Source organism: Pseudomonas sp. BS-2016 (assembly GCF_001806145.1).
In the GTDB taxonomy this organism is placed as follows: Bacteria; Pseudomonadota; Gammaproteobacteria; order Pseudomonadales; family Pseudomonadaceae; genus Aquipseudomonas; species Aquipseudomonas lundensis.
In genome coordinates this window covers 257,927-270,932 of the sequence record NZ_MLCT01000019.1, presented here as the reverse complement: position 1 = coordinate 270,932, position 13,006 = coordinate 257,927, and the positions used below count along the sequence as shown (strand labels likewise).

Here is a 13,006-nt window from a genome sequence, read left to right as displayed (position 1 = left end):
GGGAGTTGAGCCATGACCACCATTACCGCCGTACGGGTCGAAGACATTCGCTTCCCCACCTCGCAGTCGCTGGACGGGTCCGACGCGATGAACCCGGACCCGGATTATTCCGCGGCCTATGTCATCCTCGAAACCGACACCCCCGGCCTTGAAGGCCATGGCCTGACGTTCACCATCGGCCGCGGCAATGAAATCTGCTGCGCTTCGATCAAGGCGCTGGCCAGCCTGCTGGTGGGCTTGAAACTGGACTGGATCGCCGAGGACATGGGCCGTTTCTGGCGTCACGTCACCAGCGACAGCCAACTGCGCTGGATCGGCCCGGACAAGGGCGCTATCCACTTGGCCACCGGCGCGGTGGTCAACGCCGCGTGGGACTTGTGGGCCAAGGCTGAAGGCAAACCGGTGTGGCGCCTGGTGGCCGACCTGAGCCCCGAGCAACTGGTGCGTTGCATCGATTTTCGCTACCTCACCGATTGCATCACCCCCGACGAGGCGCTGAGCCTGCTGCGCGAGCGCGCCAACGGCAAGGCCGAACGCATGGCGCTGCTCGAAGCCCACGGCTACCCCTGCTACACCACATCCGCCGGCTGGCTGGGTTACGCCGACGACAAGCTGCGCCGCCTGTGCCAAGAAGCCGTGGATGCGGGGTTTTCCCACGTCAAATTGAAAGTCGGGCATGACCTACAAGACGACATCCGCCGCGTGCGCATCGCCCGCGAAGTGTTGGGCCCGGACCGCAAATTGATGATTGATGCCAATCAGGTGTGGGAAGTCGACACCGCCATTGATTGGGTGCGCGAATTGTCCTTCGCCAATCCGTGGTTTATCGAAGAGCCCACCAGCCCGGATGACGTCGAAGGACATCGCACTATCCGACTGGGCGTCGCGCCGGTCAAAGTGGCCACCGGCGAGATGTGCCAAAACCGCATCGTGTTCAAGCAACTGATCATGCGCGAGGCTATCGACGTGGTGCAGATTGATGCCTGCCGCCTGGGCGGGGTCAACGAAGTGCTCGCGGTGATGCTGATGGCGGCCAAGTACAACTTGCCGGTGTGCCCGCACGCAGGCGGGGTTGGCCTGTGCGAGTACGTGCAGCACCTGTCGATGATCGATTACCTGTGCATCGCTGGCACCCATGAAGGGCGAGTGGTGGAGTTTGTCGATCACCTGCATGAGCATTTCGAAGACCCGTGCGTGATTCGCGATGCCGCGTACATGCCACCCCAGGCACCGGGGTTTTCGATCCAGATGAAAGCCGCATCCCGCGAGCAGTATCGCTACCGGGGTTGAAACCCAGTCATCAGCGGACGGAGCACAACAATAATGTCGTCCCGACACTCACTACGGCTGGATGCCCACCAGCATTTCTGGCGCTACGACGCGGCACGCTACCCGTGGATCACGGGCGACATGCCAGCGTTGCGTCAGGACTTTCAGCCCGATGATTTGCGGCCCTTGCTGGACCGGGCCGGGCTTGATGGCTGCATTGCCGTGCAGGCACGCGCCTGCAAAACCGAAACGGATCGCCTGTTGATACTGGCCCACAGGCATCCCTGGATACGGGCTGTGGTGGGCTGGACCGACCTGCGTTCGGCCCGCCTTGAGCCGTCCCTTGAACAATGGGCAGATGCCCGCGTGCTACGCGGGTTTCGTCATCAGTTGCAAGACGAACCCGTGCCCGCCGTGTGGATGCAGGACGCAGCGTTTAATCGCGGGCTCAGCACCCTGCAACGCAAGGGTCTGGTCTATGAAGTCCTGATCAAGGCGCGGGATTTACCTGCCGCGACCCGGCTGTGCCAACAGCACGACGGGCATCACCTGGTGCTCGATCATCTGGGCAAGCCCGACGTGCAAGCGCAGGGCCTGCGGGAGTGGGCGCAGCAACTCGCGGGGCTGGCGGCGCTGCCCCATGTCAGCTGCAAGCTCTCGGGGCTGATGACCGAAGGTGACTGGCAATCGCGCGACTGCAGACCCTTACTGCCCTACCTGCACACCGCGCTGGAGCTGTTCGGCGCCGATCGCCTGATGTTCGGATCGGACTGGCCGGTGTGCCTGCTGGCCAGCGACTACATCAGCACCTGCGCCCTGGTTGAGCAGGCGGTGCAGCCACTGAGCACGTCCGAACAGGCCGCCATTTGGGGCGGCACCGCGTGCCGTGTCTACGGGATTGAAGGAGTTAACCCATGAATCTGTATTTGCAGGACAAGGTGTTTATCGTTACGGGCGGCGGTTCGGGGATTGGTGCGGCCATTTCACTGGGGCTGGCCGATGAAGGCGCGATCCCGGTGATTTTCGGCCACAGTCCGTTGCCGGATGAGCTGGCGCGGGCACTGGACCAGCGTCAGGCGCAAAGCCTGTTCATTGAGGTGGAGTTGCGCGATGAAGACGCCTGCCGCACCGCCGTGGCCCAGGTACTCACACGTTTCGGACGCATCGACGGGCTGGTGAACAACGCCGGGGTCAATGATGGCGTGGGGCTGGAAGCCGGTCGGGCGGGGTTTGTCGAGTCGTTGGAAAAAAACCTCATCCATTACTACGTCATGACCCACTTGTGCGTGGATGCGCTCAAAGCCAGTCGCGGCTCTATCGTCAATATCAGCTCCAAAACCGCCCTCACCGGCCAAGGTGGCACCAGTGGCTATACCGCCGCCAAGGGCGCGCAATTGTCGCTGACCCGGGAATGGGCCACGTCGCTGCGCAATGACGGGGTACGCGTCAACGCGGTGATCCCGGCCGAGGTCATGACGCCGCTGTACGCGCGCTGGATCGACACCTTTGCCGACCCTACGGCCAAGCTGGCCAGCATCGTCGAGAAGATCCCCTTCGGTCAGCGGATGACTACCGCCGAGGAAATCGCTGACAGCGTGCTGTTCCTGTTGTCGTCCAGGTCTTCCCACACCACCGGGCAATGGCTGGTGGTCGATGGCGGCTACACCCACCTGGACCGGGCGCTGACATGACGGCGCAACGTCATTGCCTGGCCCTCGACCTCAAGGACGACCCGGCGCTGATTGCCGAATACGAAGCCCTGCACCGCCAGATCTGGCCGCAGATCAGCCAGCACCTGCTCGACAACGGGGTACTGGACATGCAGATCTGGCGACTGGGCACGCGCCTGTTCATGGTCATGGACACGGCCTGCGGGTTCGACCCTGAAGCCTTTGCCCGCGCCGCGGCCAGCGACCCGCACGTACAGGCATGGGAGGCGCTGATGTGGCGCTTTCAACAGCCCACGCCATGGACGGCCAGGCACCAGAAGTGGACGCCGATGGCACAAATATTCAGCCTGCACGCGCCCCACACGGGCGCCACGGGCGAAGCGCGAGACCTTTAACACCCGGCAGCAACGACACAACAACAATAAGCAGGAGATGCGTTATGTCACTCAAGCATTCCACCGTTGCAGCGTCGCCCCTTCCGGCGGCGGTTTCTTCTTATCGCCGGGCACTGATACTGGTGACCTGTCTGTTCTTTTTATGGGGGTTGTCCTACGGCTTGCTGGATGTGTTGAACAAGCACTTTCAAGACACGCTGCACGTCAGCAAGGCGCAATCAGGCTTGTTGCAAAGCGCTTATTTCGGCGCGTACTTTGTGATCGCCCTGCCCGCCGGGCTGCTGATGGATAAATACGGTTACAAGGCGGGCATCCTGCTCGGCCTGTGTCTCTATGCCATCGGCGCGTTGCTGTTCATGCCCGCGGCCTCGGCACAGAGCTTCGCGTTTTTTCTGTTTGCGCTGTTCGTGATTGCGTGCGGCCTCGGTTGCCTGGAAACCGCCGCCAACCCGTACGCCACCGTATTGGGCGCACCGCAAGGCGCCGAGCGGCGCTTGAACCTGGCGCAGTCGTTCAACGGGCTGGGGCAGTTTTTTGGCCCGCTGATTGGTGGCGCGCTGTTCTTCGGCGGTGCCAGCCATCTCGAATCCACGCAATCGCTACAGATGACGTACCTGGTGATCGCCGGACTGGTGTTGCTGGTGGCACTGCTGATTGGCCGCACCCCGTTGCCGGATTTGCGCGAGCAGGAAAGCGCCGTGCAACAGCGCAGCGACAAAACCCTGTGGCAGCATCGCGAATTCGTCACGGGGGTCATCACCCAATTTTTTTATGTCGGCGCGCAAGTCGGGGTCGGGGCGTTCTTCATCAATTACGTGACTGAGCACTGGGCGCAGATGAGCAACCAGCAAGCGGCGTACTTGCTCTCGGTGGCGATGCTCAGCTTCATGTTCGGGCGATTTTTCAGCACCTGGTTGATGGGCCGGGTAAACGCGCAGCGCCTGCTGCTGACCTATGCCCTGATTAACACCGGGCTCTGCGTCGTGGTGGTCAGCGGGCTGGAGGGGGTGTCGGTGATCGCGCTGGTGGCGACGTTCTTTTTTATGTCGATCATGTTTCCCACGCTGTTTGCCATGGGGGTCAAAAACCTCGGCCCGCACACCAAGCGCGGCAGTTCATTCATGATCATGTCCATCGTCGGCGGCGCGTTGTTGCCCTACGTGATGGGGCTGGTGGCCGACCATTCTTCAACGGCAGTGGCGTACCTGCTGCCGACAGGCTGCTTTTTGATTGTCGCGGCCTACGCCCGCAGTGCATTGCGCGCCCGGCCCAACTGACACCTGATGTTGTTGCACTCCACAAAAACAATAATCGGAGTTCTACATGTCCACTCCCGTGTTGAAACAAGCCCTGAGAAAGATCCGCTGGCGCATCCTGCCGTTCGTGGCGCTGATGTTCGCCATGGCCATCATCGACCGCTCCAATATCGGCTTCGCCAAACACGCCTTCCAGGCTGACACAGGCCTGAGCAACGCTGCATTTGCCCTGGGGGCCGGGATTTTCTTCATCGGTTATGCGGTGTTTGAAGTCCCCAGCAACTTGATGCTGCACAAGATTGGCGCCCGCGTCTGGCTGAGCCGGATCATGGTCACGTGGGGGCTGGTGTCGGCAGCCATGATGTTTGCTCATGATGAAACCAGCTTCTACATCCTGCGCTTCTTGCTGGGTGTGGCTGAGGCGGGTCTGTCGCCGGGGGTGGTGCTGTATTTGACCTACTGGTTCCCGCAGAACCAGCGGGGTTCGGCATACGGCATTTACTACTTTGGCGTACCGCTCTCGCTGATGATCGGCGGCCCGGTCTCGGGCTGGTTGCTGGAAAGCAGCCAGTTTGGCCTGACAGGCTGGCAATGGATGTTTGTGACGGAAGGGTTGGCCGCCTCGGTGATCGGCGTGGTTGCGTTCTTCTACCTCAATGACCGCCCGCGGGATGCGAAGTGGCTGAACATCGAGGAAAAGGCAGCGATCGAGCAGGCGCTGGATGCCGAACAGCGGCAAAAAGCCAATCAGGGCCCGTCGTCCTGGCGCGCCGCCCTGATCAACCCGGCCGTGCTGTACTTCACCCTGATCTATTTCACGATTCAGGTCAGTGTGTATGGCGTTCTGTTTTACCTGCCCACCCGGATTGCCGAGCTGCTGGGCACCGGGATTGGTCTGCACGTGGGCGCGCTGACCTCGATTCCGTGGATGGCCACGGTGTGCATGCTGTACGCGGTGACGCGACATGCCGACCGCAAGGGTCAGCAAACCCGCTATGCCGCCTGGATGCTGGCGCTCGCGGCACTGGGGATGGTCGGTTCGACCCTCAGCGCCAGCCTGCCGCTGGTGATTCTGGCGTTTTGTCTGGCGGCGTCGGGGTTTATCACCGTGCAACCCTTGTTCTGGACCCTGCCCACGCGGCTGTTGAGCGGCGCGGCGGCCGCCAGCGGGATTGCCGTGATCGGGGCGCTGGGTAATCTGGGCGGGTTTCTGGCACCGACGGTGAAAACCTTTGTCGAGCAACACTTCGATAACCCCCATGCGGGCATGTACTTCCTGGCCGGAACCGCCTTACTGGGTGCGCTGATGCTGTTGCGCTCAAGCCGGGCCAGTAGCGGGCCAGCGCCACAGGGTGTGCCCGCCCCCAGCCGTTGACCATTGCCCGGTTTCAAGACACCTGAAATCCGATTGAACGATCAAACCGTGCTCCAACTCCGATTTTTAGAGACGCGCAACAGCGCTTGTTCTTTCAATCTGAGCTGGAGCAGCCCACATGACGACCGAAAACCAGTACGCAATGCAAAACCCGGTGACGCAATACCCTCAGCCGGGCTTTCCTGAGCAACCGCAACCGGCTCCCGGTTCAGTGCATAAATTGAAGCCGCATGCTGACCACGGCGAAACATCCTACAAAGGTTTTGGCCGACTGGCGGGCCGCAAGGCGCTGATAACCGGGGCTGACTCAGGGATCGGCCGTGCCGTTGCCATTGCCTACGCCCGCGAAGGCGCGGACATCGTGCTCAACTATTTGCCCGAGGAAGAAGCTGACGCACGGGAGGTGGTCGCCTTGATCGAAGCCGAAGGTCGCAAGGCCCTCTGCATTCCGGGCGATTTGTCCCAAGAAGCGTTTTGCCAGACATTGGTGAGCCAGGCCGTCCAGGGGCTGGGCGGGCTGGATATTCTGGTGAACGTGGCGGGTAAACAAACCGCACAAAAAGCCATCGCCGACCTGACCACCGAGCAGTTTGACGCGACCTTCAGAACCAACGTTTACGCCTTGTTCTGGCTCTGCAAAGCCGCGCTGCCGCACTTGCCAGCCGGTGCCACCATCGTCAACACCACGTCGATCCAGGCCTATCAGCCATCTGAAACCTTGCTCGACTACGCGCCGACCAAATCAGCCATTGCTGCGTTTACCAAAGCACTGGCCAAACAGGTCATTGGCCAAGGCATTCGCGTCAACGCCGTAGCACCCGGCCCGTTCTGGACACCACTGCAACCCAGCGGTGGACAGCCTCAGGAAAAAATCCCCACCTTCGGCGCCGAAACCCCCATCGGTCGTGCAGGGCAACCGGCCGAGTGCGCACCGCTGTATGTGCTGCTGGCCAGCCAGGAATCGAGCTACATCACGGGTGAGATTTTCGGCATTACCGGGGGGACATCCATTGCCTGAGGCATAAACGTTAAAACGCGAACAAGGCCGCCGGTGCGGCCTGACCGCTGAAACGTGCACAGGTATCGCGGTCGGGGTCACGGGTGGGTTACATTCAATTCTGGTTGTAACAAAAACAACAGCCCATTCTTCCAGTAAGGGTCAACCGTGAATACCAATCAAAAACTGCGAACCTTCGACCGCATCCGTGAAGCCGTGCTGCCGCAATACCGCGAACGTGTCGCCGAGTACCTGACGGCTTACGAAGAGGTGCTTCACGACGACCATGCCTGCCCTGACGCTCAGCGCACCGCGGCCAATCAACTGATGGGGTATATACGCGGCCTGAACACCACACGTGTGTTGGGCATGGCGGACCTGGAAGAACTCGAACGCCGCATCACCGAGTCCTGGCTCAAACACGCCGAGCTCGAAGGGCAGGAAGAGACAATCTGAAGGGGAGACACTGAAAGGCGATGACGTGAAATGGTGTCCCAGGCGGGGTTCGAACCTGCAACCTTCCCCTTAGGGTGGTCATATGAAGCCTAGCCATCATTGATGAAGCCAGTATTTTTTGGCCAATGTGTCCGGTTGTGTCCGTAAAAACGACCCCGTATAGTTCTTTTTGCACCCACCATGCACCTACGGGAACAAATCGAAAGAGAAGCTAACAGCCAAACCGCTTGGATAACTGGAGTCCAAGCATATTGATCTCGCCGGGGTCATCCTGGACGATGACTGATGAGGTGTGAGTTTACTTTCGTGAAAACCAGCGTCTCGGTTTTTCTTTGCTGCTTGAGTCCTTTGGTGTGAGAACCTAGTATCTACCAGCGGTGCGTACTCACTCTCTTGCTTCAAGCGTTGCACTTACTCGATGAATTGAGGGTATATTGGCTTATGAGTTTTTAGCTAAGGGGTTTTATAGGACATGTATACGATAAGATATCTGGTAAGCTTGGGGTTGGTTGTTATCGGCTGCTCTATGGGCTATACAATGGCTATTGTGTGGGGAATAACAAAAGTGTTCCCCCTGAAAGGCACCCCCTATTGGGTTGTCAGCGGCGTTGTGTTCCTTATTATCGTCACCTTAGGCTTGCGCTTTTATATCCCCAGACTACGCAATACGTGGTAATTAATATCACCACTCACGATATCACTTACCTTCTACTTCAGGTCTTTCTTCTGAAATCATAGAATGAACTGTAATTGAATCAACTAAGACTTCAAAAAATAAAGCTAACTTTCCGGTTTGCTGGTATGCCGACTCATAATTCAAAGGGTCTCGCCTGAAAAGTTGTAATGAATCCGTCTTGCGTATTGGCCGCATCATACCACCAGCAGACAAAATTAAGTCGATGGTTCCATATGCCATACCCCCTTTATAATCATCCCCCATAAAGAATTGATAGGCACGTCTAGTAGGCCCCTGTACTGCCGGACCATCAGGGCCGTTATAGATATTCATCCCACCTTCATACATATTATTCACGCCGTGTCCGATAAAAAACGCACCTACTGGCGCCCCCAAACCATATGAAGCCCCCGTAACCGTGATGCCAACCTCAACCTGCATGGCTCCGGCAACAACCCCGATGCCGTTTTTAGCGTAAAAAATGGCCTTGGAAGATAGGTCAGCATATTCATCCCTTATCTCTTTCACTCCCTCCCAAGCACTTATTACACCGTCATTAACATCCTTTATAACTTCGCTCACATAATGAGAGATAATTGAACTGAACTGAAGCTGCATAAAGCCTTCATAGAAATTCGTAGCGCCAATCGTACACCCTAATGCCACTAGGTCAGAACCTGCTTTGGCTACATCATGAATATCACATGACTCTTCATTCACCTTCGTTCCCCCAAGAGCTATAGGCGCTTGTACTTGCTTGGTGGTGTACCCAGCTAATCTCACGATATCTAATGGCCATAAACTCCTGTGGCTGCGCGTCACCCATATGAATGGCATGCGGTACTTGAACGCTTAAATTGGCAATACGGCCACCACCTAGCATTACAGTAAAATATTTTTCGTGAAAGCCAGCAGGAGAGGTTCGATAAAAGTTAATTTTACATTCAACTTCTTCGCCTTCATGAAGAGCACTAGCTAACAAAGGCGTAGATTTATCAATATTTTTTGTAATAACGACGGGCATATGTTTGCCACGGCCACCTGACGTGGTTCCGTCATTACCAGCGGCCATATTATGAGAGTAAGCCAGCACCATAATTTCGTCTTCATGTCCAGCCTGGCACTTGTTCCCTATAGAGTCCTGACTGGAACAACCAGCGGAAATCAAACCTTGTTTTTTTCCGATAATGGTCATGTAGCTGTGATTAGCCATACGTTTCACTCCTTGTGGTCAGAGTGGGCAGTCTATTGCGAAGGGGGGCATATCGGATGTAGGGTATTTCCGAAAAGATATCCGAAATATGGGGCACTCAGCTCCAGCGGCAGCTACGTGAAAGACCTGATCAGGCAAATCTGTGGGCATGTCGCGAAACTAGGATCAATGCCTCTGAAATCAGGCGTGTTGCCTGACAAAGGGCTGCGCGTAAAGCCTTGGCAATCGCGAATTGGCGCACCTGCCGGAGCAACTGCCCGCCCCTGCCATGCCGGACGTGTTGAGCGATGAGCTGCCACCGTGGGTGATAACGCGGGTCAACTCTCAACAGGGCAAGCTGAACTTCCTGTCGACCTTCACAGCATTTGGCAGGCCGCAGGATGTCACGGTGACCTCCTTGCGCATCGAGCACCTGATACCGGCTGACCCGCACACGCGGCACACCCTGCGCCGAGCGTCTGGGCAGGCCAGTCAGTCACGCCCCTTAGCGAACCAGCATGGCCGCACCGGCTGCCACCATGATCGCGGCCGCACCACGAAACAATCGCTGTTGCGCGCGCAGGCTCGACAACAGGTGACGAATACGCACCGCACCCAAAACAAACAGTGCCCCGACACTCAACAGCACCAGCACCGTTAACGGCACCAGCATCAACCCCCACGTCGCCAGTGATACGGTTTCAAGGTTGATCACCAACGGCAGCAAGGCCAGGTAAAACGCAATGGTTTTAGGATTGCCCAAGGTGATGGTCAAACCTGAGACCGCCGCTGACAGCAGTTCTTTACGCTTCACAGGCTTACCGACTTCAATCGCCTGATGATCGGCAAACCAGAATTGCCAGGCCAGATAGAACAGATACAGCGCAGCCCCCCAACGTACCAATTGGAACAGCTCGTTAAAGTGCTCAGCGATCATCGCCAGACCAAACACGGCAAATGACAGGTACGTCAAATCCCCCAGAATCAAACCCAACAACAAACAAAACCCGGTCAGTGCACCGCCACTGACACTTCTGGCCACCAGTGCAGCCATGCCTGGCCCCGGAATGGCTGCGGCGATACCTAATGCCGCGCTGTAGGTGAGTACCTGTGTCAAATCGAGCATAGCGTTCCCCCTCGGGACATAAATTTTACGTAGGGCCAGGGCTCAAACCGGTCTGTTTCCTCAGCCCGATGAGGCGAGCCACTGGCGGATTACCTCACGAGAAAACACCAGGTCCTGCACCGCCAACCCTACGGACTTGAAGAGTGTGACGCCCCCTTCCGCCCACCACAGTCGATCAGTCGGCACAGCACCGATTTCAGCGCCCACGCCCTGCGGGTTCAAAACGCCTTGGTTGACCGCTTTGATCACGCATTCACTGGCGGCCAACACCGACTGATTGCAATCGGTGAACAGAAGGCTGTCTTGATACACATCCTCATGCAGCTCCTGAAACCCCAGCGCCGATGAGCCGATTGCATTGACGTGGCAGTGCCTGGGTAGATCACTGCGCCTGATAATCGGTGACCTGGCGGCCGTGTTCAGGCACACAATGTCGCGGTCATGGACCGCCTCTGCGGCGCTGGCGCATACGCTCACCGGCAGATCGCAGGTGCTCTGGATCCATTGGCCCAATTCACGGGTGGCTCGCGGGTTACGGCCCCAAATTGAAACGTGCTTGATTGGCCCTACGCTTTGCATGGCCAACACGTGAGCACGTGCTTGCCACCCGGTGCCGAGTATTGCGAGGCGTGAAGCCTGGCGATGCGCCAGCAACTCGGTGGCATAGGCCGAAGCTGACGCGGTGCGAATCTGCGTGATTGCACCGGCATCCACGGCCACCACGGGTGACGCACCGGGTTCGTCATAGATCAACACACTGCCACTGTGCGACGGGCCTTTGGCAGCCTCGCCCAACTTGACCACCACGGACTTCAGGCCGAAGCCCTGATAGGGGCCGGACTTGATGTACGCAGAATGCAATTCAGTAGGGCCTATCACCCCCACAATGTGACGTTCACCGCGTGCGCCAGATCTAAACGTTCAGGCTTGAATAATGCTTACACATAACCTCCTTGTTATTTGAAGAGCGCGAGATTGCCGGTCAACTTACTGATTAACTTTTTCGGCCCCACCAGGCCAATGGCAACTAACTCAATGGCCGGACTGTCAGCCTCGGAAATACGCGACTCATATTCCTCATAGGTTTTGCAGGACTGCGCCAACGCACTAAACGGCATCACATGCACGCCTTCATCCGCCAGTGCCTTTTCTTGCAGGCTGTGCAACAACGCATTGTCAGACACCAGAATAGGCAACGGTGCGTAAATGACACCGGGGTAGTTAATACCATCACGGCTGTGCAGATCAGGACCTACCAAGCCTTCGATCGCCCCCCCGAAACTGACCCCGATCACACTGATGGCATTGGCTGCATGCCCCAGGGCCTTGTCGACAACAATGACGCACTTGTGAATGGCCGCATCAAACTTCATGTGTCTCTCCCTGGACTTGCCGGCTTTTCAAAATATCCCACTGTTTTATATGGCCACCCACGCCCCCGGCCAACCACCCGGAAAAACTGGAGGTTTGGCTGTCCACTTCACTATCCACCACCGACCACGTCGCAATACGCCGCCACTTATGCACGCCACACATATGATCCGGGTGTATCAAGTAAGCGGACAAGTGTGCGTGATCTTCAAACAACCCCATGACCACAAAATCCATAGCCTGTGCGCGCTCACTTATATTGCGCCCACAGGCCCAACCCCGAATCTCATCAATATGTAAAGGGTGTTGGCGGGTCGTTAATTCAGCATCAATAACTTCTTCATCACCCCATTGATACGGCTCAATAAACTTGAAAAACACCAAATGAAGAATCATGCAATCCCCTGAACATGCACCCCACGGCGCACATCGCTGTTATTTTTATATAAGCAAGGGTTAACCCTCACCACGAAAATTATTCAAGGTGTGCGTGCAAGTTGACGATTAAGGCGTTAAAAAATACTAAACCTTTAAGCAGAATAATTATTTCTATTTTGATTGCCGCACGAATCGATTTGGGTAGAATCTTGCGCCTGATGACAGGGAGTTGGAATTTATGACCACGCCGGTGCTAACCACTACAGATGTGCGCATTCTTACGGCCTTGCAACAGGACGGCCGGATCACCAACCAGACCTTGGCCGATCAGATCGGCATGTCTGCGTCCCCCTGCTGGCGCCGCGTGCGCCAACTCGAAGAGCACCGCTACATTCAGGGGTACCGCGCGGTACTGGACCGACGCAAGATCGGTTTAGGGGTCATGGTGTTTGTGCGTATCAGCATTGGTCACCACAGCGAGGCAGAAGCCAAAAAGTTCGAGGAGCAAGTCCTGCTCCTCGAAGACGTTGTAGCCTGCTACAGCATCGGCGGCGACGCCGACTTCTTGCTGCAAGTGGTCGCCCGTGATCTGGACTCTTTTGCCGATTTCGCCATGTCAGTCGTCAGACGATTGCCGGGTATCAAAGAGATGCAGAGCATGTTCGTATTGAAAGAAATAAAACCCTTTGTCTCTTTCCCGGTTAAAAGCGCCCAAGACATCTAGCGCGACGCCCCACCATTGGGTTCACCTTCAGGACGATCATGAACATATGAGCGCAAAGGCAGGGCTTCGCGTTCATCGATGAGTGAGAGCCCTTGGCCAGCCATCCCCGGATCAGGGTGCA

Annotated in this window: 15 protein-coding genes and 1 pseudogene; 10 read left to right on the top strand and 6 right to left on the bottom strand. The window is 57.2% G+C overall.

Translation table 11 applies throughout. The annotated features are described in order from the left end of the window. Window positions 1-12 precede the first annotated feature (12 nt). The 8 genes from BKD70_RS11620 (at window position 13) to BKD70_RS11585 (ending at window position 7,418) form a co-directional block, all read left to right on the top strand. Complete coding sequence (locus BKD70_RS11620) at window positions 13-1,290, top strand: L-fuconate dehydratase (protein ID WP_047276854.1); 1,278 nt, start codon at window positions 13-15, stop codon at window positions 1,288-1,290. Window positions 1,291-1,323: 33 nt separating this feature from the next. Beyond that, window positions 1,324-2,187 (top strand): amidohydrolase, encoded by an 864-nt coding sequence (locus BKD70_RS11615; RefSeq protein ID WP_047276856.1) that lies wholly within the window; start codon window positions 1,324-1,326, stop codon window positions 2,185-2,187. Further along, entirely contained in the window at window positions 2,184-2,960 is a 777-nt protein-coding gene (locus tag BKD70_RS11610; RefSeq protein WP_047276858.1) for an SDR family oxidoreductase, read from the top strand. The genes BKD70_RS11615 and BKD70_RS11610 overlap by 4 nt, the downstream gene beginning before the upstream one ends. Beyond that, window positions 2,957-3,334 (top strand): L-rhamnose mutarotase, encoded by a 378-nt coding sequence (locus tag BKD70_RS11605; protein ID WP_047276859.1) that lies wholly within the window; start codon window positions 2,957-2,959, stop codon window positions 3,332-3,334. Before BKD70_RS11610 ends, BKD70_RS11605 begins: the two co-directional genes overlap by 4 nt. A 44-nt stretch (window positions 3,335-3,378) precedes the next feature. Beyond that, window positions 3,379-4,611: a sugar MFS transporter gene (locus BKD70_RS11600; RefSeq protein ID WP_047276861.1), complete on the top strand. Its 1,233-nt coding sequence runs from the start codon at window positions 3,379-3,381 to the stop codon at window positions 4,609-4,611. Between the two features lie 46 nt (window positions 4,612-4,657). Next, window positions 4,658-5,965 carry an MFS transporter gene (locus BKD70_RS11595; protein WP_047276863.1) on the top strand — a complete coding sequence of 436 codons (1,308 nt, stop codon included), beginning with the start codon at window positions 4,658-4,660 and terminating at the stop codon, window positions 5,963-5,965. Between the two features lie 118 nt (window positions 5,966-6,083). After that, window positions 6,084-6,983, top strand: coding sequence for an SDR family oxidoreductase (locus tag BKD70_RS11590; RefSeq protein WP_047276865.1), 900 nt, complete (start codon window positions 6,084-6,086; stop codon window positions 6,981-6,983). A 165-nt stretch (window positions 6,984-7,148) separates the two neighbouring features. Beyond that, complete coding sequence (locus BKD70_RS11585; RefSeq protein WP_186348467.1) at window positions 7,149-7,418, top strand: hypothetical protein; 270 nt, start codon at window positions 7,149-7,151, stop codon at window positions 7,416-7,418. Window positions 7,419-8,115: 697 nt separating this feature from the next. Here the strand turns inward: BKD70_RS11585 and BKD70_RS11580 are convergent. Together BKD70_RS11580 and BKD70_RS11575 are read right to left on the bottom strand one after the other, a co-directional pair. Further along, entirely contained in the window at window positions 8,116-8,814 is a 699-nt protein-coding gene (locus tag BKD70_RS11580; RefSeq protein WP_047276868.1) for a DUF4225 domain-containing protein, read from the bottom strand. Continuing rightward, on the bottom strand, window positions 8,807-9,307 hold the full coding sequence (locus tag BKD70_RS11575; protein ID WP_047276870.1) for an Hcp family type VI secretion system effector: 501 nt from the start codon (window positions 9,305-9,307) through the stop codon (window positions 8,807-8,809). Before BKD70_RS11575 ends, BKD70_RS11580 begins: the two co-directional genes overlap by 8 nt. A gap of 164 nt (window positions 9,308-9,471) precedes the next feature. Here BKD70_RS11575 and BKD70_RS25340 point away from each other — a divergent pair. Continuing rightward, window positions 9,472-9,764: pseudogene (locus tag BKD70_RS25340) on the top strand (transcriptional regulator); the annotation flags it as partial. A gap of 27 nt (window positions 9,765-9,791) precedes the next feature. Here BKD70_RS25340 and BKD70_RS11570 read toward each other — a convergent pair. The 4 genes from BKD70_RS11570 to BKD70_RS11555 all read right to left on the bottom strand — a co-directional run bounded on the left by BKD70_RS11570 (window position 9,792) and on the right by BKD70_RS11555 (window position 12,179). Beyond that, on the bottom strand, window positions 9,792-10,412 hold the full coding sequence (locus BKD70_RS11570) for a LysE family translocator (RefSeq protein WP_047276872.1): 621 nt from the start codon (window positions 10,410-10,412) through the stop codon (window positions 9,792-9,794). Between the two features lie 60 nt (window positions 10,413-10,472). After that, entirely contained in the window at window positions 10,473-11,273 is an 801-nt protein-coding gene (locus BKD70_RS11565) for an ornithine cyclodeaminase family protein (protein ID WP_052892193.1), read from the bottom strand. 95 nt (window positions 11,274-11,368) lie between these two features. Next, entirely contained in the window at window positions 11,369-11,785 is a 417-nt protein-coding gene (locus BKD70_RS11560) for a DUF2000 domain-containing protein (RefSeq protein ID WP_047276874.1), read from the bottom strand. Next, window positions 11,775-12,179 carry a Dabb family protein gene (locus BKD70_RS11555; protein ID WP_047276877.1) on the bottom strand — a complete coding sequence of 135 codons (405 nt, stop codon included), beginning with the start codon at window positions 12,177-12,179 and terminating at the stop codon, window positions 11,775-11,777. The genes BKD70_RS11560 and BKD70_RS11555 overlap by 11 nt, the downstream gene beginning before the upstream one ends. A gap of 220 nt (window positions 12,180-12,399) precedes the next feature. On the opposite strand from BKD70_RS11555, the gene BKD70_RS11550 reads away from it, so the two are divergent. Further along, window positions 12,400-12,885, top strand: coding sequence for an Lrp/AsnC family transcriptional regulator (locus BKD70_RS11550; protein WP_047276878.1), 486 nt, complete (start codon window positions 12,400-12,402; stop codon window positions 12,883-12,885). Window positions 12,886-13,006: the final 121 nt, after the last annotated feature.

Excerpts from the sequence above, each read along its gene's own strand:
- BKD70_RS11620 (WP_047276854.1), top strand. The coding sequence starts at position 13 with ATGACCACCATTACCGCCGTACGGGTCGAAGACATTCGCTTCCCCACC.
- BKD70_RS11615 (WP_047276856.1), top strand. The coding sequence starts at position 1,324 with ATGTCGTCCCGACACTCACTACGGCTGGATGCCCACCAGCATTTCTGG.
- BKD70_RS11610 (WP_047276858.1), top strand. The coding sequence starts at position 2,184 with ATGAATCTGTATTTGCAGGACAAGGTGTTTATCGTTACGGGCGGCGGT.
- BKD70_RS11605 (WP_047276859.1), top strand. The coding sequence starts at position 2,957 with ATGACGGCGCAACGTCATTGCCTGGCCCTCGACCTCAAGGACGACCCG.
- BKD70_RS11600 (WP_047276861.1), top strand. The coding sequence starts at position 3,379 with ATGTCACTCAAGCATTCCACCGTTGCAGCGTCGCCCCTTCCGGCGGCG.
- BKD70_RS11595 (WP_047276863.1), top strand. The coding sequence starts at position 4,658 with ATGTCCACTCCCGTGTTGAAACAAGCCCTGAGAAAGATCCGCTGGCGC.
- BKD70_RS11590 (WP_047276865.1), top strand. The coding sequence starts at position 6,084 with ATGACGACCGAAAACCAGTACGCAATGCAAAACCCGGTGACGCAATAC.
- BKD70_RS11575 (WP_047276870.1), bottom strand. The coding sequence starts at position 9,307 with ATGGCTAATCACAGCTACATGACCATTATCGGAAAAAAACAAGGTTTG.
- BKD70_RS11570 (WP_047276872.1), bottom strand. The coding sequence starts at position 10,412 with ATGCTCGATTTGACACAGGTACTCACCTACAGCGCGGCATTAGGTATC.
- BKD70_RS11560 (WP_047276874.1), bottom strand. The coding sequence starts at position 11,785 with ATGAAGTTTGATGCGGCCATTCACAAGTGCGTCATTGTTGTCGACAAG.
- BKD70_RS11555 (WP_047276877.1), bottom strand. The coding sequence starts at position 12,179 with ATGATTCTTCATTTGGTGTTTTTCAAGTTTATTGAGCCGTATCAATGG.
- BKD70_RS11550 (WP_047276878.1), top strand. The coding sequence starts at position 12,400 with ATGACCACGCCGGTGCTAACCACTACAGATGTGCGCATTCTTACGGCC.